At 62.5% G+C, this 26,472-nt stretch carries 21 protein-coding genes; 9 read left to right on the top strand and 12 right to left on the bottom strand.

Annotated features, from left to right (window positions below; translation table 11 throughout):
• A partial coding sequence (locus tag JOE60_RS00005; protein WP_204814792.1) for a phosphatase PAP2 family protein occupies positions 1 to 503 on the bottom strand: 503 nt, incomplete at its 3' end.
• Between the two features lie 55 nt (positions 504 to 558).
• Between JOE60_RS00005 and JOE60_RS00010 the strand changes: the two genes are divergently transcribed.
• A complete protein-coding gene (locus tag JOE60_RS00010) occupies positions 559 to 1,206 on the top strand; it encodes a phosphatase PAP2 family protein (RefSeq protein ID WP_167268121.1) in 648 nt (215 codons plus the stop codon).
• 14 nt (positions 1,207 to 1,220) lie between these two features.
• Here JOE60_RS00010 and JOE60_RS00015 read toward each other — a convergent pair whose 3' ends face one another.
• The 6 genes from JOE60_RS00015 to JOE60_RS00040 form a co-directional block, all read right to left on the bottom strand.
• Positions 1,221 to 2,411 carry an MFS transporter gene (locus tag JOE60_RS00015; RefSeq protein ID WP_167268122.1) on the bottom strand — a complete coding sequence of 397 codons (1,191 nt, stop codon included), beginning with the start codon at positions 2,409 to 2,411 and terminating at the stop codon, positions 1,221 to 1,223.
• Complete coding sequence (locus JOE60_RS00020) at positions 2,408 to 3,175, bottom strand: DeoR/GlpR family DNA-binding transcription regulator (protein ID WP_167268124.1); 768 nt, start codon at positions 3,173 to 3,175, stop codon at positions 2,408 to 2,410. The genes JOE60_RS00015 and JOE60_RS00020 overlap by 4 nt, the downstream gene beginning before the upstream one ends.
• A 76-nt stretch (positions 3,176 to 3,251) precedes the next feature.
• Positions 3,252 to 4,934: an ABC-F family ATP-binding cassette domain-containing protein gene (locus JOE60_RS00025; RefSeq protein ID WP_167268126.1), complete on the bottom strand. Its 1,683-nt coding sequence runs from the start codon at positions 4,932 to 4,934 to the stop codon at positions 3,252 to 3,254.
• 24 nt (positions 4,935 to 4,958) lie between these two features.
• Positions 4,959 to 6,944 carry a penicillin-binding transpeptidase domain-containing protein gene (locus tag JOE60_RS00030; RefSeq protein ID WP_167268128.1) on the bottom strand — a complete coding sequence of 662 codons (1,986 nt, stop codon included), beginning with the start codon at positions 6,942 to 6,944 and terminating at the stop codon, positions 4,959 to 4,961.
• A 74-nt stretch (positions 6,945 to 7,018) separates the two neighbouring features.
• Positions 7,019 to 7,675: a response regulator gene (locus JOE60_RS00035; RefSeq protein ID WP_167268130.1), complete on the bottom strand. Its 657-nt coding sequence runs from the start codon at positions 7,673 to 7,675 to the stop codon at positions 7,019 to 7,021.
• Positions 7,672 to 8,946, bottom strand: coding sequence for a sensor histidine kinase (locus JOE60_RS00040; protein ID WP_167268132.1), 1,275 nt, complete (start codon positions 8,944 to 8,946; stop codon positions 7,672 to 7,674). Before JOE60_RS00040 ends, JOE60_RS00035 begins: the two co-directional genes overlap by 4 nt.
• 195 nt (positions 8,947 to 9,141) lie before the next feature.
• Between JOE60_RS00040 and JOE60_RS00045 the strand changes: the two genes are divergently transcribed.
• Both JOE60_RS00045 and JOE60_RS00050 read left to right on the top strand, forming a co-directional pair.
• Complete coding sequence (locus JOE60_RS00045; protein WP_167268134.1) at positions 9,142 to 10,221, top strand: ABC transporter permease; 1,080 nt, start codon at positions 9,142 to 9,144, stop codon at positions 10,219 to 10,221.
• 23 nt (positions 10,222 to 10,244) lie between these two features.
• Positions 10,245 to 10,943, top strand: a complete 699-nt coding sequence (locus tag JOE60_RS00050; RefSeq protein WP_167268135.1) for an ABC transporter ATP-binding protein — start codon at positions 10,245 to 10,247, stop codon at positions 10,941 to 10,943.
• Here the strand turns inward: JOE60_RS00050 and JOE60_RS00055 are convergent, their stop codons facing one another.
• From JOE60_RS00055 to JOE60_RS00075, 5 genes are all read right to left on the bottom strand, one after another.
• The gene (locus JOE60_RS00055) at positions 10,944 to 12,389 is read right to left on the bottom strand and encodes a phytoene desaturase family protein (RefSeq protein WP_167268137.1); all 1,446 of its coding nucleotides are present in this window, start codon (positions 12,387 to 12,389) and stop codon (positions 10,944 to 10,946) included.
• A complete protein-coding gene (locus JOE60_RS00060; protein ID WP_204814798.1) occupies positions 12,382 to 13,833 on the bottom strand; it encodes a glycosyltransferase family 87 protein in 1,452 nt (483 codons plus the stop codon). Before JOE60_RS00060 ends, JOE60_RS00055 begins: the two co-directional genes overlap by 8 nt.
• Positions 13,834 to 13,976: 143 nt before the next feature.
• Complete coding sequence (locus tag JOE60_RS00065) at positions 13,977 to 14,117, bottom strand: hypothetical protein (RefSeq protein WP_167268139.1); 141 nt, start codon at positions 14,115 to 14,117, stop codon at positions 13,977 to 13,979.
• Positions 14,118 to 14,711: 594 nt separating this feature from the next.
• Positions 14,712 to 15,293, bottom strand: a complete 582-nt coding sequence (locus tag JOE60_RS00070; protein WP_167268141.1) for a histidine phosphatase family protein — start codon at positions 15,291 to 15,293, stop codon at positions 14,712 to 14,714.
• Positions 15,290 to 16,759, bottom strand: coding sequence for a CCA tRNA nucleotidyltransferase (locus JOE60_RS00075; protein ID WP_167268143.1), 1,470 nt, complete (start codon positions 16,757 to 16,759; stop codon positions 15,290 to 15,292). Before JOE60_RS00075 ends, JOE60_RS00070 begins: the two co-directional genes overlap by 4 nt.
• A 148-nt stretch (positions 16,760 to 16,907) precedes the next feature.
• On the opposite strand from JOE60_RS00075, the gene JOE60_RS00080 reads away from it, so the two are divergent.
• The 6 genes from JOE60_RS00080 (at position 16,908) to JOE60_RS00105 (ending at position 24,707) form a co-directional block, all read left to right on the top strand.
• Entirely contained in the window at positions 16,908 to 17,459 is a 552-nt protein-coding gene (locus JOE60_RS00080) for an NUDIX hydrolase (protein ID WP_390905077.1), read from the top strand.
• A gap of 26 nt (positions 17,460 to 17,485) precedes the next feature.
• Positions 17,486 to 19,486 (top strand): murein biosynthesis integral membrane protein MurJ, encoded by a 2,001-nt coding sequence (gene murJ, locus JOE60_RS00085; RefSeq protein ID WP_204814799.1) that lies wholly within the window; start codon positions 17,486 to 17,488, stop codon positions 19,484 to 19,486.
• Positions 19,487 to 19,626: 140 nt separating this feature from the next.
• Positions 19,627 to 21,279: an ABC transporter substrate-binding protein gene (locus JOE60_RS00090; protein WP_167268147.1), complete on the top strand. Its 1,653-nt coding sequence runs from the start codon at positions 19,627 to 19,629 to the stop codon at positions 21,277 to 21,279.
• A 275-nt stretch (positions 21,280 to 21,554) separates the two neighbouring features.
• Positions 21,555 to 22,511 (top strand): thioredoxin-disulfide reductase, encoded by a 957-nt coding sequence (trxB, locus tag JOE60_RS00095; protein WP_167268149.1) that lies wholly within the window; start codon positions 21,555 to 21,557, stop codon positions 22,509 to 22,511.
• A 34-nt stretch (positions 22,512 to 22,545) separates the two neighbouring features.
• Entirely contained in the window at positions 22,546 to 22,872 is a 327-nt protein-coding gene (gene trxA, locus JOE60_RS00100; RefSeq protein WP_167268151.1) for a thioredoxin, read from the top strand.
• Between the two features lie 1,583 nt (positions 22,873 to 24,455).
• Entirely contained in the window at positions 24,456 to 24,707 is a 252-nt protein-coding gene (locus JOE60_RS00105) for a hypothetical protein (protein ID WP_167268153.1), read from the top strand.
• The last annotated feature ends 1,765 nt before the right edge of the window (positions 24,708 to 26,472 follow it).

The following is a 26,472-nucleotide window of genomic DNA, read 5'->3' on the forward strand; positions in this document are numbered from 1 at the left end:
CCCAACGCGGACCCGAGCACCACGTCAGAGGGCCAGTGGGCTCCAGTGTGGACCCGGGAGTACGCCACGCCCGCGGCGATCGGAGCCAAGGCCACGCCAATGGCCGGCGACACGATCCCTGCACCCACGGCGAAAGCCACGGCGGAGGCCGAGTGCCCCGACGGCATGGAGGAGCTGGTGGGTTGCGGATCCACGAAACGGAAGAAGGGCAGCTGCTCGGGGCGCGGACGGGCCCGGGGAAGTAGCCTCTTGAAAATCACGTTGGTCACGCCGGACGCCACACCCAACGCAAGCAATCCGTGGAGGGCGGCTCGGCGCGGCCTGCCCGGAAAGGCGGACATGACGCCTGCTACTCCGAACCAGAGTTTTCCCTTGGTTGCGGCCGCGGACAAGCGCCGGAAGAAGACGTCCTGATCCCCTTGGGGTTGCCGCGACACCGCCCGGACCAGGAACCGATCGAATCTCGCAACACGTTTGGGACCTTTGCCCACGAAGCCTCGCATCCCAACACACTAACGCCTCATCATCAGGCCAAGCTGACATGACTACGATGAACGCATGATCCGCGTCATGGCTCCGAAGCACCGGCCCGGTTGGCAGTTCCTGGCCCCGGCCCTCGTTTTGCTGGCTGCTTTTGTGGTGCCTGCGGTCTTGCTGCTGGCAGGCCGGGGCGCGCCTGCTTTCCAAAGCGTGGACACCGCCTGGCAGTCCGTGGCCCTTGGCTGGCATACGCCCTTCTGGGACGGGGTGAACGCGGTACTCAATCTGGCCGGGTATACGGGCGCCCTGATTGTCCATGCCGTACTGGCTGTTGCGCTGCTGATGAGGCGCCGCCCTAAGACCGCCGTGTTCGTCCTTGCCTCAGGGCTCTCTGTCCTGGCCCTGACCCAACTGGCCAAAACCGTAGTGGGTCGGGAAAGGCCACAGGGAGCCCATGTCCTCACGGATACGGGTTCATACCCTTCGGGGCATGTTTCCGCCACCACCGCCCTGCTGGCAGTAGTTGCACTGCTCATGGCACGGTGGTGGATGAACCTTGTGGCGGTCGCAGGCGTTCTTGCCATGATGCTCAGCCGCACATACCTCTCAGCCCATTGGCTGAGCGATGTCTTTGGTGGAGCCTGCCTGGCCGGCGGAGTCGTGTTTCTACTCTGGTGGCGCTTCCGGGACATATGCATCAAGGAGAATGCACTTCCCGGTCAGTGAAGAATCCCTGGGTGTCAGGGATTCTTCTTCAGCGGCTTGGCCACGCCGGCCAGCAAGAGGGCCAGCAGGATGGGCGCCCCAATGGCCAGCAAGGCCATGCGGATTCCTGTGTGGTCGCCAAGGTAGCCCAGCAACGGCGGCCCGGCAAGGAACGCAATGTAGCCAATGGTGGATACCACCGAAACCCGGGCTGCGGCGTGCTTGGGATCATCCGCCGCGGCGGACATGCCCATGGGGAAAGCAAGCGCCGCGCCGATGCCCCACAACGCCGCGCCAAAACCCGCCATGATGACGTTCCCGGAGAAGACGAACAGCGCCAAGCCTGCTGCGGCAGCGGCCATGCTGGCCCGCAGCACCGCAACCCTGCCGAAGGTGTCGATTGCCTTGCCGCCCAGGAACCGCATCAGGGTCATTGCTGCCACGAACAAAGCAAACAGCAGCGCACCGGTGGATTCCGAAGCCTCCAGGCCGTCCACGGCCGCCTTCGCGATCCAGTCGTTGCCGGCGCCCTCGGTGAGCGTTGCACCCAGGACTACGACGCCGATCAGCAGCGTCCTGCCGTCCCGCCATGCCGAGGTGCCCTTTTCATCCGGGACCCCGCCGTCGTTCACTTCCACCGCCTCATGCGGAAGGAAGTACTTGGGAACGGTCAGGGCCAGCAGCACAGCGATCGCGGCAATCACCAACAGGTGTTCCGGCAGTCCCACGCCCAACTGCGACAGGCATGCACCAATCAACGCACCAAGGAAGGCACCACCGCTGAAGGCGGCGTGGAACTGCGGCATGATGGTGCGGTTGAGCCGGTGTTCAACATCCGCCCCCTCGATGTTCTGAGCTACGTCCCACAGCCCGATGCCGATGCCGAAGAAGAACAGTGAGACGGCAGTGGCCGGAACGGACGCGGCCATCAGCGACAGGGCAATACCCGCGCCGGCAGCACCGGCAATGATGCCCGCCAGGCGAACGGTGTTGGCGGTTCCAATCCTGCCCACCACCCAGCCGGCGGACGGCAGGGCCAGCAGGGAACCCACAGCCGTGCAGAGCAGCAACGTGCCCATCTGCCCCGAGGTGAGGCTGAGTGCGTCCGTCACGGCCGGGATCCGCGCAGCCCAGCTGGCAAACACCAGTCCGTTCATGCCAAAGACCAGGAAGGTTGCCACGGCTGCGGCATTGACGTTGGTGGTGCTTCTGGTGTTGGTGGTCATGCAATCACAACTTCCACGGAGAGTTTGTTGAGCAGTTCACGATCTTCAGGGGTGGGTTCCAGGTCCGTCACAATGACGTCCACAGCGTCCATCGCCGCCACCAATGCCACGGCGCCGGCGGTCCATTTGCCCGCCGCGGCGGCAACTATCACCCGCGCGGCCGATTCAATGCCGGCCCGTTTCACCGCGGCGTCGTCAATGTCGTGAGCCAGGAGCCCGTCTTTGAGGTTCAGTGCGCAGGGAGTCACGACGGCGGTGTCGAACCTCAGCGAACGAATGTTGGCTTCCGCCATGGGTCCCCTGAAGGCACGTTCCCCCAGGATCAGGCTGCCTCCGGGAAGGATGATGTCGGGTTCCCGACCGGAGGGATCCTCCAAGAGTCCGTCAACGCTGTGCAAGGACATGGGCATCACCGTCAGTTGGCGCTTGCCGAGACGGCGGGCCACCTCGGTTGCCGTGGATCCGGCGTCCAGCCATACATGGTCGCGGTCCCGGATCAGGGCATCCACCGCAGCGGCAAGGCGCAGTTTGGTTTCGTGGTCTTCAAGGACCCGCTGCCCGTAGCCGGGGTTGTCGCCCCGGGCCACCAGGCTCCGCGCACCTCCGTGGACGCGTTGGAGGACACCATGCGCAGCCAATATCTCCAAGTCGCGGCGGATGGTTGCCCCGGATGATCCTGTGGAGGACACCAGCTCCTCCACAGTGACGTGTTCGCGCGCGCGCAAAAGCTCGCCGATGAGCCGGTGGCGGTCAGCTGTTCCCATGGATCAACCGTAGCAATCTTTGCGCATTTAATCATCAGTGGTGATCAAATGCGCAAGTCCATCAAACACGCACCCCTTAGCGGGCGCGCTCAACCCGCTTTTCGTCCCACACCGGTTCCTTTGATTCGTACACTTTGCCGTCCGAACCGAAGATCAGGAAACGGTCAAAGGACTTGGCGAACCAACGGTCGTGCGTCACGGCCAGGACAGTGCCCTCAAAAGCGTCAATGGCCCGTTCCAAGGCTTCGCCCGAGTGCAGGTCCAGGTTGTCCGTGGGCTCATCCAACAGCAGCAGCGTCGCGCCGGAGAGTTGGAGGAGCAGGATCTGGAAACGTGCCTGTTGTCCGCCGGAAAGCGACTCGTACTTCTGCTCCGACTGCCCTGCCAGGCCGTAGGAGTCCAAAGCACCCGCTGCTCCTTCGCGGGCCAGGCCGGAGCGGTGCTCGTCGCCCCGGTGCAGGATCTCCAGCAGGGTCCGGCCCAGAAGGTCGGGCCGCACATGGGTCTGCGCGAAGAAACCCGGCCTGATGCGGGCGCCCAGTTTCACCATGCCTTCGTGCGGGACTTCAGCAATGACGACGTCGGACACCGGCAGGTGCTCACGCTCGGGATCGGTCCCTCCCGTCGCAAGGAGACGGAGGAAGTGGCTCTTGCCGGACCCATTGGAACCCAGGACACCCACACGGTCACCAAACCAGATCTCCGTGGAGAACGGCTTCATCAGCCCGGTCAGTTCCAATTTCTCGGCCACAACGGCCCGTTTGGCGGTCCGGCCCCCCTTCAGCCTCATCTTGACGTTTTGCTCGATGGGCAGGGCTTCGGGTGGCCCGATCTCCAGGAACTTGGCCAGGCGTGTTTGGGCCGCCTGGTACCTGTTGGCCATATCGGAGCGGAACGCAGCCTTGTTCTTGTACATGTTGACGAGTTCCTTGAGCTTGATGTGCTCCTCGTCCCAGCGCTTGCGGAGTTCCTCAAAGCGCGCGTTGCGGTCGGCGCGGGCTTCTACGTAGGACCCGAATCCACCACCGTGAATCCATGCGCCTGCACCGTTGATCCCGGGTTCCAGGGTCACGATCCGGCCGGCGGCGTTGTTCAGCAGCTCGCGGTCGTGGCTGATGAACAGCACTGTCTTTTTGGACTCTTCCAGCTTGCCCTCAAGCCACCGCTTTCCCGGCACGTCCAGGTAGTTGTCCGGTTCGTCCAACAGCAACAACTCGTCCGGCCCCGCAAACAAGGCTTCAAGGACCAGCCGCTTCTGCTCTCCACCGGACAGTGTTGAGGCGCGGCGGAACTGGGCTTTGTCGAACGAGATACCCAGGGCGGCCATGCAGACTTCGTCCCACACGGTCTCCAGGTCGTAACCGCCGGCGTCTCCCCAGTCCACGATCGCTTGGGCGTACTTCATCTGCGTGGGCTCGTCGTCGTGTTCCATCATGGCCAGCTCGGCGTCTTCAACAGCCTTGGCAGCAGCAGCGAGGCCTGCCTGCGCGGTGGAAACCAGCAGATCGCGGACCGTCGATTCGTCGCGTACCTGGCCCACGAACTGACGCATGATGCCCATGTTGCCGGAGCGGCCCACCACGCCTTCGTCCGGGGTGAGGTCACCCGCGATGATCTTGAACAGCGTTGTCTTGCCGGTTCCGTTGGGTCCGATAAGAGCGGTTTTGGTGCCGTCGGGGACCTTGAAGGTCACCCCGTTCAGCAGCTGTGTGCCGTCGGAGAGGAAGTAGTCAATGCCGGAAACGTCAATATGGGCCACGTTTCCATCCTCCCATGGGCTTCCTTAGCCGGCCGCCGTCAGGAAGGACTTCAGGAGCGGTCCGCTGGTTGTGGCGCCAAGCCCGCCGTCCTCCACAAAGACGGCAACGGCCAAATCACCGTGCGTCGCCACAATCCAGGCGTGGGTCTTGGGGGGATCGTCATTGCCGAATTCTGCTGTCCCCGTTTTGGCACCCACAGGGGCGCCCGGAACCTGCGCAAGGAAGCCCGCGTGGCCGGAGGTCACCACGGCGCGCATCATGTCCGCCAGCGAGGCCGCTTCTTCCTTGGTGATGGGCTGGGTGGAGGCGGGGGACGCCGGGAGCGCACTTGCGGTAGCGGTATCGGACGACGGCGTGGCGGTGCCGCTTTCGGTGGGAGTGGCACTGGCGCCGGGGTTCTGCGCGGCATCGGCGTTGAGGACCAGCTGGGGTGATACCGGCGCACCGTTGGCAACAGAAGCCGCCATCACAGCGGCTGACAGCGGCGAGAACAACACTTTGCCCTGACCGATCATGGATGCGGCGTGCTCGGTGCCCTCGGCTGCCCCGGGAACGGAACCCAGGAACGCGTCGGCGCCCAGCTTGGGAGCTTCAACAGCAACTCCCAAGGCCTGTGCCGCTGATTCGAGCTGGCTCTGGCTGACGGTATCGCGGGCATTGATGAACGCAGTATTGCAGGAGTGCGCAAAGGCATCCCTGAGCGCCACTGATCCCAGCGATCCTGCCGGGTACCCTTCCGCATTCTTGAAAGTGCGGCCATCCACGGTGAGGGTGGGAGTGCACTCCACCTTGGAATCCGGAGTGGCGCCATTCCGGAACATCGCCAGGGAATCAACCATCTTGAACGTGGAGCCCGGCGCGTACTGCCCCAACATGGCCGTGTTGTAGCCGTTGCTCCCCGGCCCGGACGCAGCGGCAAGCACGGCACCGGTTGAGGGTTTCACGGCAACAATTGCCGAGGCCGGACCTACCTGGGCCAACGTTTCTTCCGCCAACTGCTGGAGTTTCAGGTCCAACGTGGTTTTGAGGGTGGTGCCGGGAGCGGGCGGGGAAGAAAAGAGTTCCCTGGTGCCCTGGGTTTCACCTGGATCCTTGGCAGCGGAACTGGCAACCACCTCCACGCCATCTTTGCCGCGCAGCAGGGAATCGTACTTTTGCTGAAGGCCGCCTGTGCCGGTGGTGTCACCAGCGCGGAGTGCCCCATTGGACTTCTCGATCTGCTCAGCGCTAGCCTGGCCCACGCTGCCCAGGACTGGGCGGGCAAAGGTCCTGGTGGGAGCCAGTGCCATGGAATCGAGGATGCTGGATCCACCGGGGATAGCTTGGATTTTGGCCTCGGTAATGTCCGCGGTGTAGGCACGGAGGACAAGTCCTTCAACGAATGCCTGGGCCCCGGAGGCGGCTACCTGCTTGGCGTACTCCTCGGCGTCAAGGCCCAACAAGGCGGCCATGGCCCGCGCGGAAGCGTCGGCCTGCTCAGCGGGAACCTTGGTCTTGTCGATACCCACCTTGAACACCGGCCGGTCCTGGACAATGGGAGCGTCCCCTGCGCCGAGGATTTGCCCGCGCTGGGCCGGAATGGTTTTGGCGGTGAGCTTTTCCCCGTCAGCCAGCTGGGGTGCCAGCAGGGCAGGGCTCCACTGAACGGCCCATTTGTCGCCATCTTTTTTGAGCGTGGCGTCCGCGGCGTACTCCCATTTCGCGGACCCGATGTTCCAGCTGTAGTTCAAGGGGAAGGTGGCGGTGTCTCCGTCCAACTTCACGTCTCCGGACTGCACGGACGGCTTGGCATCCAGGCCCTCGAACACCGCCTTCAATTCCTCGTTGGCCGCGGCAGCGTCTTTGCCCGCAACGGCGAGGGACCCGACGTCGAGCGTTGACAGTGAGGAAGCCAGCTGCTTTGCAGCGCTTTCCGCTCCCGAGCGGCCGTCATCGCAGGCGGTCAGCGATCCGGCCATGACAACCGCCGCGAGACCAAGGACAAAGTGGTGCGGTGTAAATTTCCCCATTTGCGACATTATGCCCCGTTCCACCGACAGTTTCCCGCAACGCCCAGTCAGCGGACCGCATGGAAGGCCCTCCGTCAGGGAGCGCGGATGATCCTCCGCTGCGTTGCCACCGCAATGGCCGCTGTCCGGTTGTCCACGCCAAGCTTGGAGTAGATATGCACCAGGTGTGTCTTCACTGTGGCCTCCGAGATGAACAGCTCCTTGGCCATGGCCCTGTTGCTCATGCCCGTGGCCAGCAGCTCCAGCAGCTGAACCTCCCTGGCACTGAGGGCCGGTGCCGGGTTGCGGATTCTGCCCATGAGCCTGGCCGCAACCCCGGGAGCAAGGGCGGTCTGCCCAGCCGCGGCGTCGAAGACGGCCTGCCGGATCTGCTCCGGCGGAGCGTCCTTGAGCATGTACCCGCTGGCGCCGGCCTCCACGGCCGCCAGGATGTCCGCATCGGTGTCGTAGGTTGTCAGGATCAGCACAGGTGGCGCGGGACTGCCGGCCTCACCTGTTTTGATCTTCGCCGTGGCAGTGACCCCGTCCATGCCGGCGCCCATCTGAAGGTCCATGAGCACCAGGTCAACCGGCTCGCCCAAGGCATGCAGCCTCCGCAGTTCAGCCAGCGCAGCATCTCCGTCCGCGGCCTCGGCCACCACTGAAACCTCCGGGAATTCGGCCAGCATGGCCCGGAGCCCGGCACGCACCACGGGGTGATCGTCCACCAGGAGGATCCGGATACTGCTCATGCTGCATCGTCCCCTTCAGGCAACGGGACGCGCACGGCTACCACTGTCCCCTCACCGGGAGCTGACTCGATGGCCAGGCTTCCGTTGAGCACGCCCAGCCGCTCGCGCAGGCTTGTGAGCCCCACGCCCGTGCCATCACGGCGTGCTGTGCCTTCCGCCGTCGCCGCCACAAATCCGATTCCGTCATCAAATACGTCCAAGGTCACCTCATCATCAAGGAAGGACAGCGTGACGACGGCGGTTCGCGCCTTCGCATGTGCCCACACGTTGGCGAGGGAGGCCTGGGCGGCCCGAAGCAGCGTGGTCTGGAAGGTATTGGGCAGTTCCAACGGCGCGCCCACCAACTCGAACCGGCATTGCAGCGGCGTTCCACGGGCGCCGGCCTCGGTTTGGGTCTTGGCGCACAGCCGCCGCAGGGTCTCCACCAGCCCTGATTCTTCAAGATCCGGTGAGCGGAGTCCGCGCACAAAACTGCGTGCTTCCGCCAGGTTGGCGGATGCGGTGTCCTGGACGACCCTTAAACGTTCCCGCGCCGTCGAAAAATCGCCGTTGTCCAGTGCCGTCTCCGCGGACCTTCCCATGAGGACAATGCTGGAGAAACCCTGGGCCAGAGTGTCATGGATTTCCTTGGCCAGCCGTTCGCGCTCGGCCATGGTTCCGGCGTCGTGCTGTGTCCTGGCAAGCTCGGCGCGGGTCCGGCGAAGGTCGTCCGCCACAACCCGCTGGTTTTCCGCTTCCAGGAACAAGGCTCGGTAAGCCACTCCGGTAACCACCGCAAACCCGGCCCCGAACACGGGTCCCAGCACCATGGGAAGCTGCAGGCCGCCGTCGGAAGCTCCCTTGCTGTGGAACCACAGCGCGGCCACCACCAACAGCGTGCTTGCGGCTATTCCCACCAGGGCCCAGCGTTGGGGGAGCAGGTGGAGCTGGAGGAAGAACAAGGGGAACGCCACCCACGCGAAGTCCCCGCTCACCAACAAAAGCAGCAGCCACAGGAGCATCACTCCACCAAGCCACCACCGAGCGTAGGGCGCCGGGTTGAAACGGGAGGGGTCACCGGCGTGACGCTTTTCCAGGACTGTCCCGGCCAAGTAGACCGCCGCCAACGACGCCGACAAGCCGAGTCCGGCGGCCAAGGCACCCGGTGACGGAGCGGCCCCCACCCCGGCCAGCAAACGGGTTACAGCCACCACCAGCAGTACCGCGAATCCCACGTGAAGGCTCACGCGCAGCACACGGAGAACGGTGGCTGTACCCGAGGCTGGTTGCATGCCTACCAGCGTATCGCCGGGCTGGGGCCTGCCCGCAGGAATTGCACGTCCGGGATGTGGAATCAACCATTCGGTTGATGGGACACCCCTCCCTTCGATGGCGGCGGACCCACCACCCTCACGATGTCCCGGAAGGCAGGCAGCGGAAGAGTTGATGGTGCGGGATCAAGCCCGCACCAAAGCCAAAGGAATTCGATGTTTCTCGCCATCCGCGACATCCGTTTTGCCAAGGGCCGCTTCGCGCTCATGGCCGGTGTTGTTGCCCTGATAACCCTTCTGCTGGTGATGCTGTCCGGGCTGACGGCCGGATTGGGCAACCAGTCAACATCGGCGATCGGCGCACTGCCCGCGCAGCAGATCGCCTTCGGCGCTCCGGCGGGCGGTGAGCCAAAGGCGTCCTACACGGAGTCCGAGGTTTCCACAGCCCAGGTTGGGTCGTGGCGGGAACAACCAGGTGTTGCCTCCGCCCAGCCCCTGGGAATCGGCCAGACCCGGTTCCAATCCCTGGACGGTTCCGGCGGCGCATCCGGAACGGCGAATGCCACCGTCTTCGGCGGCTCCACAAGCCCCACACCGGTTTCGGACGGGGCTGTGGTGATCGGCAAGACACTCGCCAAGGACCTGTCCTTGACGGTGGGCAGCCGGGTCAGTATGGGCGCGGTGGACCTCACCGTCTCCGCCATTGTGGAGGACCAGTGGTATTCCCATACAGGGGTGGTGTGGACAACCCTGGCAACATGGCAGTCCGTTGCCCATGCTTCCCCGGGTACCGCCACGGTGATCGTCATTAAGCTCGACGCCGGGTCCTCCGTCAATCTGGAGGCCGCCAACGCCGGGGCCGGCACAGTCAGCACAGATCCTGTGGGCTCGTTCCAAGCCCTGGCCTCGTACAAGAGCGAAAACGGCTCACTGCTGCTGATGCAGGCCTTCCTCTACGGTATTTCCGCGTTGGTGATCGTCGCTTTCCTGACCGTGTGGACTGTCCAGCGGACCAGGGACATCGCGGTGTTGAAAGCCCTGGGGGCGTCCTCCGGGTACGTGCTGCGGGATGCCCTTGCCCAGGCAGCCATCGTTCTGCTGGCCGGGGCGTTGGTGGGGGGATTGGTGGGACTCGCCGGCGGGCTGTTTGCCGCCCAGGCCGCGCCCTTCCTGGTGACTCCGCTGACCACGCTGGTACCGGTGGCAGGCATCATCCTGCTGGGTTTGGCCGGCGCCGTACTGGCTGTCCGCAAAGTCACCACCATTGATCCCCTGCTCGCCCTCGGCGGCAACTGAACATTCCCTGAAAGGCATACACCATGGCTTCCACGCTCACCCTCGCCAACGTGTCCCTCGAATACCCGGATGGCGCGTCCACCCTCCAAGCCCTGGACGGCGTTGACCTCACCGTCAACAGCAGCGAGTTCCTTGCCCTGGTTGGCCCGTCGGGCTCGGGAAAATCGTCGCTGCTTGCCGTCGCTGCCACGCTTATCCGGCCCACCTCCGGGGTGGTCTCCATTGACGGGGAGGATGTGTCCCTCCTGTCGGAGGCCGCCCGCACAGCCCTTCGCCGTGACAAGGTTGGCATCATCTTCCAGCAGCCCAACCTGCTCCCTTCACTCACTGCGGTGGAGCAACTGGTGATCCGTGACCACCTGCGTGGCCGCCGGACCGCGGACTCCCGGCCGAAAGCCATGGAGTTGCTGGACGTGGTTGGCCTGTCAGCATCAGCGGACCGAAAACCCCACCAGCTCTCCGGCGGCCAACGGCAACGGGTCAATATTGCCCGCGCGCTCATGGGCAAGCCGTCGGTGCTGTTGGTGGATGAACCTACGGCCGCCCTGGATCACCAGCGGAGTGAATCAATTGTCCACCTGCTCAGGACCGTCACCGATGAATTCATGACCGCGACCGTCATGGTCACTCACGACACCGAATTCCTGCCCATGGCAGATTCCGTTGCCACCATGCGGGATGGCCTGCTGAGCCACCACAGGACACCGGCGGCAATCGCCTGATCAGAGACCGATTCCCAGCCCGGGTACCGGTATGCGGAATATGTCCTTAAGGGCATGCGTCGCGGCGTGGTATCCGGGCATCCCTGTGACTCCCGGCCCCGGCGGCGTTGAGGAAGAGCACAAGTACACGCCGCTCAGGGGGGTGCGCCACGGGGCGGGGGACACCACGGGCCGCTGGAGCAGCCCACGCAGGTCCACCAGTCCGGCACTGAAGTCCCCACCCACGTAGTTCTCGTTATACGCGGACAGTTGCTCCGCCGTCGTGGTCTTTGAAGCAACCACAACGTCCCTGAAGCCTGGCGCGTAACGCTCAATGCGTGCCGTGACGGCCTCGGCCATATCTACGTCGGATCCTGCAGGAACGTGGCAGTAGGTCCACAGGATGTGCCGTCCTTCCGGAGCCCTGGAGGCATCAACCACGGATGGCTGGGAAACCAGGACGTAGGGATGATCCGGATGTTTGCCGGCAGCCACCTGGTTTTCGGCATACGCGATCGAGGCACGCGAGCCGCCCACATGGACCGTACCGGCCCCTGCCAGGCCCGGCGCCCGCCACGGGACGGGGCCGGACAGGATGTAGTCCACTTTGCAGGCTGCATTCCCAAAGCGGAATGTTTCCAGGGACTTCCGATACCTGTCCGGGACTTCCGCGCCACCCAATCGCGCCAGCGTGGGCGGTGCGACGTCCAAAAGAATGGCCTTTGCTGGACGCACCTGATCCAGGGAATCCACCCGTTGTCCCACATGGATGCTGCCTCCATGGGCCTCCACGTCTTCTGCCATGGCCGCTGCGATCGACGCCGAGCCCCCCACCGGGATCACCCATCCGCCGGCGTGGGCCAGGACGTTCAGCAACAAGCCTGCGCCCGTGGCGGACAGGGACGGCAGTGCAGAAACGGCGTGGGCCATGACTCCCGTGAGCAATGCCTGTGCGGCCTCCGAGCCGAAACGGCGGTTCCACAGGGGAGTTCCCTGCTCCAGCGTGGCCAACCCAAAGCGGATGGCGGCCAAGGGATCCCGGGGGACCCGGAGCAACTGGTTGGACGTAAAGTCCACCACACCGTCCACGTGTTTCAGCAGTGGTTCCATCAAACGCTGGTAGGCGGGGCCATCCGCTCCCAACCCCTCCGCAGTCCGCTCCAAGGACTGGAAGGCCAACGCTGCGCCACCCGCGTCCAGGGGAGTGCCATGCTGCACTTCGGGAAGCCGCAACTCAACCCGGCGCGACAATTCAAACTGCTTGAAAAACGGCGACGCCACAGCCATGGGGTGCACGGCGGAACACACGTCATGGAAATAGCCCGGTTCAATAAGCTCTGTTGTCCGGGTGCCACCGCCAATGGCCGTTCCGGCCTCGTAGACATGGACGTCCAAGCCGGCGCGGGCCATCACCACGGCAGCAGCCAGTCCGTTGGGTCCTGCACCGACGACGGCGACATCAACCATCGCTGTTTACTTCCTCGCGTGTGGGGTGCTTAGGGGCAGGCCGCCAGTCCGGCGCTCCATCAAAGGGTCCACCGTGGGGATCGTCCACCCCGTTCTCACGCAGCGGGTCCTGCGCGGGATTCCAGATGTCCATGACAACGCGGACCATCAGGTAGGCGGTGGCCATCATGTGCAGGACTACAGCCATGACGTAGTAGGACATGTCGATGTTGTGCTGGACGGACCCTCCACTGGTGGCTTGGCCCAAGTACATCCAGATGGCGGCCCAGTGCAGCCCCTCGGCTGCTTGCCAGATCAGGAAATCCCGCCACCTGGGCCTGGCCAGTGCCAGGAGCGGGATCAGCCAGATCACAAACTGCGGTGAGTAGACCTTGTTGGTAAGGATGAACGCGGCAACAATCAGGAACACCAACTGGGCTATCCGGGGACGGTGTGGAGCCCGGAGGGCCAGGACCGCGATCAGGACACAGGCCAGAACAAAGAGGGACAACGCCAGGACGTTGATGGTCCCGGCGTCGGGTTTGATCAACTGCAGCCGGTCCGCCACCAGGTTGTAGGCAAACCAGGGGGAGCTGTAACCGGCAGGGCGGTCCTGCGAGAACTCGAAGAAGTAGCTCCAGCCGCCCGGGTTTATCAGGGCCAGGGGAACATTGACCACAAGCCAGGAGCCCGCCGCTGCTCCTGCAGTGACAGCAAAGGTCCTCAGCTTCCCTGTGCGCAGGGCCAGGAGCAGGACGGCACCCAGGAACAGCACCGGGTAGAGCTTGGTTGCGGCACCCAAGCCAATGCACACACCGGCAAGGATGGTCTGGTCGCGGGCAAAGAAGTACATGCCCAAAGCCAGCAGGGCCACCGCCCACATGTCCCAGTTGATGTAGCCGGCCAGGATCATTCCCGGGGCCAGCGCCACCATGGCGGCATCCCAGGGACGCCGCCGGTTGATGCGCGCTGTCAGCAGCACGATCACTATCCAGAGGGCAGCTATGAGCGCCGCGTTGAGATCGAAGTAGCCCAGGATGCGCGCGTTGTCGACGCCCTGTCCGGGGACCAGCAGGGCTGTGACCCCTGCGATGATTCCCATGAGTGCCGGGTACTCAAAGGAACTGCCTTGGCTGAAGAACGGGATGATCCCGTCTCCCAGTCCCCGGTTCTTGAAGAGCTCGGGAAAGTCGGAGTAGCAGGTGGAGTAGAACTGGCCGGGGGTTTCCCACCCGTTGACCCGGCAGTAGTCCTTCGCGAGGACCGCCAGAACGGCCGCCAGGACGGTCAGGAGAATCAGCACGCGTTCAACACTGAACGGTCCCGGAGAGATCTCGCCGGGTGATGACCGCCGTCCCAGGGGTCCGCCGATCACCTCGGTGAAATTCCGGAGCAGTGAATCACTCCGGGAAGGAACCACAAAGCTGGCACGTTTTTTCTGCTGGTGCGGCTTCGTCTCCTGCATGGATCGAGCTTACCTTCACGGAACCAGCCCCGTTCCACAGGATGATGACTTAAACGGAGGAGCCCACGCGTAGCCGCGTGGGCTCCTTGATGGTCAGCATGTATCTGCGGCATCTGAAACTCCTTCGGTGCAGCTGTTCGGCTTCAGCGGATGAGTCCCATTTGGTGCAGGGCAACGTACACATCTTCACGGCGCTGGTCCAGGAGTTGGCCGTTGAACAGGGTGCGGTCCTTGGGAGCCACAACAGTCTTCATGAAGCGCATGTCTTCAGGGCGTTTTCGCATGGTTCACCTCCTTTCGGTAAATGGGGCTTTGGGCGCAACAAATAGAGGCATTTATCCGCAACGGAAAAAGCCTGAATTGGGCAGGTAAAGCCGAAATGATAAAAAGGGTATTCAGCGGACTTAATCAGCAGAAACTGATTATTGTGCAATGGCGCGTGCTTCCAGCAGTCGACCCAACAAGAAGCTGGTTCCGATTTTTGGGGAAACTGCGCACCCGCGGCATGCTGCGAAGGTCCACTGATGCTGCTGACTACCAGGCCGCCAACCACATTCCGTGGTGGCCATGACTACCGCCGGCTACAGGCCGGTCCGGTGAATCAGGAGTGGGTCAGACGGGCAAAACGGCGCGCATCATCAGCAAAGGCCGGGGTGTCATTGACAGTAAACTTCCGTCCGCTAGTCAAAGTAATCATTTTTCCCAACCTCCTTCCGGCCATTACAGCCTGCTGTGGCATTCAATCGACTGACAATCGACTGAAAGCGCGCCTCGTTCCCGGCGGATCGCTCTGGGAACAAGATAAAAGCTACCCCATGAACGTGCAGTTTGACCAGCGAATTCCATCAATTCGCCAAAAGTTTTTGGAAATTAATTACTTAGAGGCCCCAACGGACAATTGCGGGCGTCCGCTTGTCCCATCCCAGGGTGCACACTTTCGCGGTCCCCAAAACGAAATGCCGGCCCTCGCGGGCATCCATTTCAAGCCAGCGTGCAGTGAGAATCCGGGAGAAGTGGCCGTGCGCAACAACCAGCACGTTGTCCATACCGGACTCCAGGATGCGCCCAATGATCTTGTCGGCCCGGGCGGCTACTTCATCCAGGGTCTCGCCGTTGGGGACCCCGTCCGTCCAGATGAGGTACTCCGGGTTGTCCTTGCGGATCAGGTCGGAGCTGATGCCCTCGTAATCCCCGTAGTTCCACTCGACAGCCAACGGCTCGTGAACAGCGTCCGGGTAGCCGGCCAGTTCGGCGGTGCGGCGGGCACGGCGCAGCGGAGAAGTCAGGACCAGGTCAAAGTCGATCCCTTCCAGCACTTTGCGGGCCTCTACCGCTTGCTGCTCGCCCTCTACGGTGAGGGGAAGATCAGTCAGCCCGGTGTACTGGCCGCTCTTGGACCACTCGGTTTCGCCATGGCGGAGGATCCAGAGCTGAGGACGCGGGGAAGTAGCGGCGGTCATGGGGTCTCCTCTGTTTCGTTTTCAGGATCGACGACGGCGGACTCGGGTTGCGTTTCCCACCACGCCAAGAGCTTCTGCCGGGCTTCCTCCTGCGCAAGGGGTCCGTGCTCCATGCGCTCTTCCAACAGGAACTTGTAGGCGCGTCCGACTACCGGACCCGGCTTCAGTCCCAGGAGTGCCATGATCTGTGCTCCATCAAGGTCGGGCCTGACTGCTGCCAACGATTCCTGCTCCAAGAGCGCCGAAATGCGGTGCTCAAGGTCATCGTAAGCGAAGGACAAACGGTCTGCCTTGCGCTGGTTACGCGTGGTGACATCCGATCGCGTCAGCCGGTGGAGCCGCTCCAGGAGTGGACCGGCGTCAGTGACGTAGCGCCGGACTGCCGAATCGCTCCATCCGGCCTCGCCGTACCCATAGAAGCGCATGTGCAGTTCAACCAAGCGGGCAACCGCTTTGATCGAGTCGTTGTCGAAGCGCAGGGCTTTCATGCGTTTGGCCACCAGCTTGGCACCCACCACGTCATGGTGGCGGAAGCTGACCGCGCCGCCCGGTTCAAAACGGCGCGTAGCCGGCTTGCCGACGTCGTGCATCAACGCTGCGAACCTCAGCACGAAGTCCGGGCCCGGTACCGGCCCGTCCGGACCTGTTTCCAGGGCGGCAGCCTGCTCCAGGACCTGCAGCGAGTGCTGGTACACGTCCTTATGGCGGTGGTGCTCATCGGCTTCCAGGCGCAGGGCGGACACTTCGGGCAGCACAAAATCAGCCAAACCGGTGTCCACCAGGAGGTCGATACCCACGCGGGGGTGGGCGCCGTTGATGAGCTTCACCAGTTCTTCCCTGACGCGTTCCGCGGAAATGATCTTGATGCGGTCAGCCATGTTGGTCATGGCCAGCCGGACGTCGTCGTGGACGGACACACCCAGCTGCGACGCAAATCGGGCAGCGCGCATCATGCGCAGCGGATCATCGGAGAAGGACGCTTCGGGCGCTCCCGGGGTAGCGAGTTCCGATGCATGGAGATCGCGGACGCCACCAAAGGGGTCCACCAATTCAAGGCTGGGAAGTTTCAGGGCCATGGCGTTGATGGTGAAGTCGCGGCGGAGCAGGTCATCGGTCAGGGAGTTCCCGAAGGCCACCACGGGCTTCCGGGAATCGGGGTCGTAGGCCTCCGCACGGTATGTGGTGATCTCAATCTGGAAGCCGCTCTTCATCATCCCGATGGTGCCGAACGCGCGGCCGATCTCCCAGAAGTTGTCAGCCCACTTCTTGATGACCCCAATGGTCTGGTCCGGCGTCGCATCCGTGGTGAAGTCAAGGTCCGGAGAGGTCCGCCCCAGGAAGAGGTCGCGGACGGGACCGCCCACCAGGGACAGCTCGAAGCCGGCGTCAACAAAACGCTGCCCGAGGTCCATCACCACGGGATCGAGGGTGAAGTTAACAGAAGAGCTGTCCAATACGTGCGCCATAGTCCCTTAAGCTTGGCAGATTTTTACCCGGCGGTGGGCCACCGTTCCAAGCAATACCAAGCGTGGGTCCGTGGACGGTCTCCCGTTGTCCATCTTGTAGCCATGTCCCGGTCATCACTCCGGGGCAAGAGTCGTTAGAGTGGACCTCATGGCCAACCCGATACCGAGCGCTCCCGGCAGGAGGACGAACGCACCGTTGCCATCGGCAATCGGTGCCCACGTTGCGCCTGCCCAACAGCACCCGGCCCAGGCCTCGCTTCCAACGGTGGAAGAAGTGTCGGCCGGCGGTGTTGTAGTTGACACGTCCGACGGCGAACTCCGGGTTGCGATCATTGCCCGCCTTAACAGGGGTGGCCGGCTTGAGTGGTGCCTTCCCAAGGGCCACCCGGAGGGTCGGGAGAACAACGAGGAAGCCGCTGTCCGTGAGATCGCGGAAGAAACCGGGATCGAGGGCGACATCCTGGCACCGCTGGGCAGCATCGATTACTGGTTCACCGTCAGCGGGCACCGCGTCCACAAAACCGTGCACCATTTCCTCCTCCGGGCTACCGGTGGCGAGCTGACCATCGAGAATGATCCGGACCAGGAAGCCGTTGACGCAGCGTGGGTACCCATCCATGAGCTGGCCCGGAAATTGTCCTTCCCGAACGAACGCCGGATCGCCGATTTGGCACGGGAAGTGTTGCCCGAACATCTCTGAGCCGGGTACATGGGACGATAAAGGCGATGTCTGAAGCCAAAACCACCCAGTCCGTCCAGTCCGGAGAAGCACGTTCCAGCGCCATCATGGCCGCCGGTACGTTGGTTTCCCGTTTCCTGGGCTTTGCCAAAACGTGGATGCTCGGTGCAGCCCTCGGCCTAGGTTCAACCGTTAATGACACCTTCATTAACGCCAACAACCTGCCCAACCTGATCTTCCTGCTGGTAGCGGGTGGCGTGTTCAACGCCGTCCTGGTGCCCCAGATCATCAAGGCGAGCAAAGCCCCGGACCGCGGTGCAGACTACATCAGCCGGCTGCTGACCCTTGCCGTCCTGGTCCTCTTCGCCCTGACCGCGTTGGTGACGCTGGCGGCACCACTGGTCATCGATCTCACCACCCAGGGTTATTCCGAGCAGCAAAAGGCGTTGGCGGTTACTTTCGCTTTCTGGTGCCTGCCTCAAATCTTCTTCTACGGCCTCTACGCCCTGCTGACCCAGGTGTTGAACGCCCACGGAGCGTTTGGCCCCGCCATGTGGGCCCCCATCCTTAACAACATCGTGGCCATTGCCGGCCTGGGAATGTTCATCTGGATCCTCGGGGCCAACGTCACCAACCCGCACACGCTGGATAACTGGGGATCAACCCAGACCTTCCTGATTGCGGGCTTCTCCACCTTCGGCGTTCTTGCCCAAACCGCCATCCTCCTCGTTCCCGTCTTCCGCTTGCGCCTCGGCCTCCGTCCGCGTTTCGGTTGGCGCGGCGTTGGACTGGGCCAGGCAGCCAAGCTGAGTGTGTGGACGCTGGCAACTGCCGCCGTCGGCCAGTTGGCGTTCCTTTACATCATGACGATCGCCACCATTCCCGGTGCTGAGCGCCAGCGGTTGAACAACGCGGGGGACACTGCTGCGGCGGCTGTCCTGCCGGGCAACGCGGTCCTGGAAGTGGCCAGCCAGCTGTATTTGCTGCCCCACTCGATCATCGCGCTTTCCTTGGCCACTGTCCTCTTTAACCGCATGACCCGGGCCTCCCAGGACGGCAACAAGGGGGACCTGCGTGACGCCCTGTCCCACGGCCTCCGCACCATGGCTGTGGCCACGGTGTTCGGCGCCTTGGCACTGTTTGCCCTTGCCGGCCCGCTGGGCATGTTCTTCTCCGGTGGCAAACCCCAGGACGGCGTCATGTTGGCGCAAACCCTCACCATCCTGGCGCTGAGCACGCCCTTCCTGAGCGCCAACTTCATGATGTCCCGCGTGTTCTACGCCAACGAGGACGCCCGCACGCCCCTGTATGTCCAGTTGTGGCTGGCGGTGATCTACGTGGTGGGCGCGTTCTTCATCCAGTTCCTCCCCGTGGGACAGATCATCTACGCGATCGCCATCCTTTATACGCTGGGCAACATCCTTTCCGTGGTGATCAGCGTGGTGTTCCTGCGCCGCTTGCTGGGCCATCTCGATGGCCCCCGCATTGCCAACTCCTACATCCGAATGGGCTACGCGGGGCTGGGCTCGGCACTTGCCGGAGCACTGGCACTGTGGCTGTTCGGCAGCTACCGGGCCGATGGCTTCGCATGGAGCAGCCGCCCCGCCGCGTTGGTGACCGTGGTCGTCGTCGGGCCGGTCATGCTGCTTGCCTACCTGGTTCTCCTGCGCGTCTTCCGCGTCACTGAGCTCCGGGATCTGTTGCGTCCCCTCATGGGACGCCTGGGCCGCGGAGCGCCGGAACCGGCCACTGGCGCTGTTGAAGAGAGCACGACGCCGGCACGCGCCACGGTGTCCGACGACACCGGTTTGATTCCACGCATCTCAGGTGAATTTGACGCTGCGTCCTTCAGGGCCGGCCCGGTGGTTGAACCACGGCGCCCAACCGCCGCTCCGGATGTCCCCAAAACGTATCTGCCCGAAGAGGACGTCCCCAGTACGGCGTTGGGTACCAAGTTCAGCCCCCAGGTTCCCCTGCCCGGCCGGCGCACCTACCAGGGTGAGGCAGGCCAAAACCCGTACTTCCCCAGCGGGCAGAACAAGAAGTAAACCGGCGCCGCCAACACGGGCGCCGGGCACCCATCGGCTAGGCTAGAAACGAAGACAGGTAGTTGCAAAAGCGGTGGAACCGGCTCGCCGGGCCTTCCGAGTGCAGGACCCGCAACTCCCGGACAGCCTAGGAGGAACACGTGTCCCACCCGATCGACGTCGGATCAGTACTTGGCGGCCGCTACAAGGTCACAGCCAATGTGTTGACCTCGCATGACCAAGATCAGGTGCTCGACGGCGTGGACCAGGTCCTCAACCGTCCCGTGAGCATCCTTGTTGCCGGTCCCGGCAATACCGAACAGGTCGCCCAAAGTGCCCGCGAAGTGGCTACCGGTGAGCGCCCTGGCCACGTCCAGATCCTGGATCTCGGCGTGAACGAGGACACCACGTACCTGATCACCAACCACAGCTCCGCTCCGGACCTGCTGGACCTGGTGGTGGCCACCAACCCTCCCTACATTGAGCCGTTCTTCACCGAGACCCTCGGCAGTGAGATCTTCGGACAGCCGCGGACCTACGAGCCCGAGACGTACGACGGCCTGTATGAAGACGATGAGCACGATGCCGCTTACATCCAGTACGACGAAAACGGCTATCCCATCCACTCGGAGGATGCCCCCGAGGCAGAGGGCCAGCAAGGGGACAACCTTCCGCCCAAGCCCGCGGGCAGCCCGGCGTCTGCCAAGAGCGGGATCGCCGGCAAGCTGGCTGCGGCCGCAGCAGGCGCCGGAGCAGCAGGCCTCGCTGCCGCCGCTGCGCTGAAGAACCAAGGGTCCAGGAACAACGACGCCGGTGCTGCCGCTCCGGCTTCCGCTCGGGATTCGGGGGGAGCCTCGCCCGCAGCGCCCGCCCAGCCGCCCACCCAGGCCGTGGCGTCACAGCCTGCGCCTCCGGTCGAACCGCCGACACAAGCGGTCGCGTCCCAGCCCGTCCCGGCGAAAGAGCCCTCTGAGCCCAAGGTGTCGTTGTGGTCAGAGGAAGATTACGGTTTTGCTGGGGGAGCTGCTGCGGCTTCGGGTGCTGGCACGTCCGGTGCCGGCGACTCCACGCAGAGCTATGACCGCGCTCCGTCCAACTTCCCATCGTCGGCGGCTGCTGCCGACGATTACCAGGACGATGACCTGTACGAGGACGAGGCCCCGGAGAAGGAACCCCGTTCCCTCCGTTGGTTGGTTGGCGGTCTTCTCGCCGCAGTTCTGGTAGTCGGCTTGGTTTTGGCAGTGACCAACCTGGGCAGCCTCTTGCCCAGTGGATCACCCGCGGCCAGCCAAACAACCCCGGCACCTGCTTCCTCTGCGGCAACTGAGAGTGAAGAGCCCACACCCACGCAGGCTCCGCCGCCCGCCACTCCTCCCGCCATCGAGGGGATTACCCGTTTGGGGGACTTCCCGTTCGCGGCCACGTACGACAAGGATCTGGTTAAGGCGTTCGATGGCAATGCGGCCAGTTATTGGTCCGATATGGAATTTGCCACGGCGGACTGGGGTGGACTCGTCACGGACATGCCACTGGTCATCAAGCTCAAGGAAAAGACCGAGGTCAAGTCCGTTGCGCTGAACCAGCTGGGCGGTTCCGGCGGCAGCATCAGCGTCTTCACCAACGATCGTCCTGCCATGGATGGCGCCAAGCTGGTAGGTACCAACAGCTTCACCTCCCCGGAGCTGACCTTGCCGTTGGCCGCGCCCACGCAAACCGAGTACGTCATTGTGGTTATCAAGGCCTTGCCGAAACTTGCGGCGCCGAAGACCCGTTTCGGATTTGGCCTGCGACTCGCTGAGGTCACTGTCCAGTAATACTTCGGCAGGGCACAGCGACCAGCCGTGAAGAGGCCGTCTTGATACGTCAGGACGGCCTCTTCTGTATGTGCGCGTGGCCCTCTGGCAGGTAGCCCGGGGGAGGCAGTCACGGCCCGTCGCCACTTAGATTCGATGCGCCCCAAAGCGGTACCCTGAATATTGGTGGCTGTTACGCTCCCAAACTCCAACGGAATATTTGGGGCCAGACAGGGGTTGAGTCAGATGGCTGCCCCGAAAGCCGCAGCATCGACAAAGGAAGAGGTTCACTCCACGTGAGCAACGCAGAAAACAGCGCATCGCAGGTGCGTGACGTCATCATTGTAGGTTCAGGCCCCGCTGGCTATACAGCCGGTGTGTACACGGCCCGTGCCAACATGAAGCCTCTGCTGATTGCCGGCTCCGTCACTGCTGGTGGCGAACTGATGAACACCACGGACGTTGAGAATTACCCGGGCTTCCCCGAGGGGATCATGGGTCCGGACCTGATGGAGAACTTCGAGAAGCAGGCTGCCCGTTTCGGCACTGAGATCCTTTTCGAAGACGTCACCGAACTCAACCTCGACGGCGACATCAAGTCCGTCACCATTGGCACGGGCGAAACCTTCCAGGCCAAGGCCATCATCCTGTCCACCGGCTCCGCCTACCGCGAGCTCGGCTTGGTCAACGAAAAGCGCCTCTCAGGACACGGTGTCAGCTGGTGTGCAACCTGCGACGGTTTCTTCTTCAAGGATCAGGACATCGCTGTGATCGGTGGAGGGGACTCCGCCATGGAGGAAGCCCTATTCCTCACCAAGTTCGCCAAGTCGGTTACTGTAGTCCACCGCCGCGACACCCTCAAGGCTTCCAAGATCATGGGCGACCGCGCCCTGGCCCACGAGAAAATCAACTTCGTGTGGAACACGGCAGTTGAGGATGTTCTGGGCGGTGACAAGGTCACAGGTCTGAAACTGAAGAACCTGGTTGACGGCACCGAATCCGAGCTCGCAGTCACCGGCGTCTTCGTGGCGATCGGCAACGATCCCAGGACCGATCTGGTCAAGGGCAAAGTTGAACTGACTCCGGAGGGCACCATCGCAGTAGATGGCCGCAGCTCCAAGACCAACATCAAGGGTGTGTTCGCTGCAGGCGACGTCATCGATCCCACGTACCGCCAGGCCATCACGGCTTCCGGTTCGGGATGCGTGGCAGCGCTGGACGTAGAGCACTACCTCGCAGATTTGCACGCCTAAGCTGCAAGCCAGCAATCATACGAAGGGAAGAGTTATGAGCAACGCCAAAGATGTAACCGACGCAAGCTTCAGCACCGATGTCCTGGCTTCTGACAAGCCAGTCATCGTGGACTTCTGGGCGGAGTGGTGTGGTCCTTGCCGCAAGCTCGGTCCCATCCTGGATGAGATCTCCGTTGAGTACAGCGAGAAGGTGGACGTCGTTAAGCTCAACGTAGACGACAACCCCGCGATCGCTGCCCAGTATGGAATCACGTCCATCCCGGCCGTGTATCTGTTCAGCGGGGGAGAAGTGAAGAGCACTGTCATCGGCGCAAAGCCGAAGCAGTTCTTTGAGAAGGAATTCGCGGACGTTCTTTCCTAGTCTGCACTGAAGGACACCGAGCCGGCGGCTGGTTCTCCCTGAGGGGAGTGACTGGCCGTCGGCTTTTTCGTTTTTACGTGCATAGCAACTGCCTTCGGGTTAGTTACGCCACGTAATTGCGGGAAGCGCTCCTGAAATCACAAGCACATGAGAGTCTATTGAGAAGGCACGCGGGTACAGTGAAGTGCCCACTGGTTGGCCGCATTGCGACTCTTGTTTCACGTGAAACAATCGCGTCTGAGCATTTCGATACTTGTAGTCTTTCGTCCTAGACCGCAGCTTCTGTGTTTCACGTGAAACACAGAAGTTCTGCATTGCCTGGCTGACGAGCCGACTAGAGCGATGTGGATGTGCCTACTGTTCTTAGATGGTCCGTGCGTCGTCGAGCTCGACGAACCGCCTAAAGCACCGTTGGGACTGGTGCCCTGGGTGGCCAATGACTGTATAGGGAAGCTGTCTGGTCGTGGTGTCGGGGAGAATCAACTGAAAAATACGTCAGCGGTGTTGGCTATCGGGCTGTGTTGGCTATCGGCTAGATCGCTTCGCTAATTACTCGGATGCTGAAGTTGAACGTGTCGTTTGTACACTTGCGCTGAAGAAGGCTTCACTCTGCAATGACGCCTCGCGACGGCGTGGCACACGAGGCGCGGACGGCACGGACGGCACGGAATCCGCCGACGGTCGACCTGAATAGACGCGGCGGGGGATGCACCCAAAAGGGCTACAAGGCCCCCTCAGTGCCTCTGTGGTGAGCTGGGAACATCAAGTGAGGCCCAGCCGGGTACAGACGTACTGACGGCTGTAGAGCCCCAACTGCCGGGTCAGTGGACCAAGCGCCTCGGATAAGTTGCTGTAACTGCGGATTCCCGAACAAAACGGACATCCCACCGAATCGTCACGGTCGGGATGGCGAAAATTGCTGCCTGTAAACAGCAACAAGCACTAATCAGCCTGCTCCCTGCTCGGGTATCAAAAGTCCTGCTGATATCCGTACCCAACGGGCATCTCGGACTTCCGCTTCTCAGTGATGGTCCATCTCACCGGCTCCGACGAGGATAGGTACTTGCCCAATCACCACACTGCAAGGATCAGAAGCGAAAAACGTTCTCTTCAGCGTGCGCTGCGTCTGCTCTTTCGCCATAGGTCCCTAGTGCAATCTGGGCGGAATAGCTTCGTCTGGTCAGTTGTAAGGTCTGCGCTCCACTGAAGAGGCTACAGAAAAACTCCAGAAAACGCCGTGGGCGATCACCCCGTTGCCGACATTCTCTTGCGTGGTGATCCTGATTCTACGGTGCGTGTTGCAGGTCGCTTGCAGCATTCCTCTCACAACTTCGACCGACCGCCTATGAATGCTCCCTACGGCGTATTGGCCGGACAACTGAAAGCTCCATCCTTGAACCTCGCCAAGCATCCCATGGGTCCGTCCAGAGCCGCCTGGTGTCTCGATTCCATTGATCAGGGGCATCCAGTGGGGAACTCGGATGCCTGAGGGTGTCATCATCATGACATGTGGTCCTGGATTCATAGCAGCCTTCACATCCTCTGTAACCGGAACAGACTCTCGCCCCGTCGCCTGGGCCCCAGTGCTCAACTCCGCTTACCTGACCTCAGCGTTCAACTTTGCTGGCGAGTTTGGCTCCGGCAACTTTGCCGGTCGGTTGGGCTCCAGCATCATTGCCGGTCGGTTGGGCTCCAACTGCATTACCTGCCCCCAGCGCATCCACATCAAGTTACCCGGCCACCACTCCCACAGTGGCCGGCCATCGCTGGACGTTACGGTGAACCTGCAGCACTCAGCATGGCGGGACCACTCCCGCTCAGCGGCAACCAGGTAGTTGAGCGGGCAGGCCGGCAGCAGTTCTGAGCCTCCCGGCGCACACCCCACAACCGCACGTTCGGATGAACGAGTCGGCGATGTTTCACGTGAAACACACACCCGAGCCGAGGGTGAACGTTCCCTAGGGTGCACGTAGCCGAGCGCACTGCCACACCGGTTCGGTGAATGGAGACGATCAGCTCAAGCCCGTGCGTATGGACTCGGAACCGCTGCAGCGATCCTCTCGGCACATGAACTATCCCGCAAGACCTGGGCCGGCTGCACAAGAGCCGGCATGGCTAAAGTCGCCCAGGCATGGTCGGCGGCTCCTCAGCATCTGCGGTCGACAGAATGCTTCGTCAGTACTGACGCGTTCATGACCTCGCCATAGCAATCTGCAAGCTGCGCGACCCTCCATCTGAATGCTTATCGGGATCCGTCAGGGCTGAATCTCCCAACCAAGGACAGCCACCCTTTCGGCCAGTTCACCGTCACCTGCCCAGCGCTATCCGCAATAGCTATAAGCAGAGTCCACTGACGCCTGGATACATCCGATGATTGGCTCGTCGTACTAGGGCCCAGCTTCTCTGTTCTGGTGTTCCACAAGCCGGACCGAGGGATGGTCCCCGCAGTTCTCGGTGGGCCCAGCGCGACCACGGGCTCCCGCTTCGCTTCCAACCACTCACGTCTCCCTGGCATGTCCAGGCAACCGACCACCAGCCTCACAGAACTCCCAATCTGGGGCACCATGAAGAAGACGTGGGGGTCGAATGCATGGATGCATATCCACAGTGTTATCCACAGGTGGCTGTCGCTAGATTCACAGCCTGGGAGTGGTTGTGAATATGATCTCGTTTCTTGCCACATATCGGCATCAGCGGCCAGATGTATCGGCTGCTGACCGCATGGTCCGAAGACGCGCCACGGAGGCTCGCAGATGCCGATGAAATCAAGCACTGGCGGGCTATTTCCGATGCTTTGCGAGCACTTTCTACCGGGCACAAGCAGGAGCTGCACTTGCTTGCCTTCTAGCTTCGATGTGTAGAGTCAGGCTACTCGGAAGTTCTGTGAAACAATCCTCACGCCAGGCGGGTCAGGCGATGATATCCCCAAAGTTATCCCCGGAGTTATCCACAGGCTTATCCACCGGCCTATAACCGGGGATTCGGCGGGGCCTCGCCCCCCAGAATGTGGAGAGGGACAACGATCATGTTTCACGTGAAACGAGAACGCTGTCCTACCAGATCCTCCGCATCTCACCGGAACCTGCCGAAGCCCAACAGTGTTCCGACTGGCTTTCCCATCCGGCGAACATCGATCAACAACGCCGGCGAGCATCTTGGCATTATCCACACAACGTCCGACCAAAAGACTCAGGCCAGGCGATTCGTATAGACAGGACACCCTCTGCAGTTCACCCCTCGAGCCGCTGTACATGGAACCGAATGGCAGAAGGCCGTCCCCCTCTGCGAGGCATCGGCGATACCCGTGTCCCTGTATATCGAAGTTCAGAGGCTATTCAATGCTGTCCACCCATCATGCCAGTGGCACACCTAGGGTGGCCGTCGGATCAGCTCCTGGACTGTACACCTGGGGGAGCCGTAGGATCAGCTCTTGGACTGCACACCGCCGTAGTTTGGCTCCAACGCACCAAGTCCGTGCTCACACCCAGCAGCGTCCGGCGACCGCTCGTTCCCGTGCTCACTACTTGGCTAGTTGTCGTCCCGGTATCGCTGAACGGGATGGCTTACTATCTCCGCGCATATGCAGCCTGGCGGGATCAA

It is taken from the genome of Paenarthrobacter ilicis, from assembly GCF_016907545.1.
In the GTDB taxonomy this organism is placed as follows: domain Bacteria; phylum Actinomycetota; class Actinomycetes; order Actinomycetales; family Micrococcaceae; genus Arthrobacter; species Arthrobacter ilicis.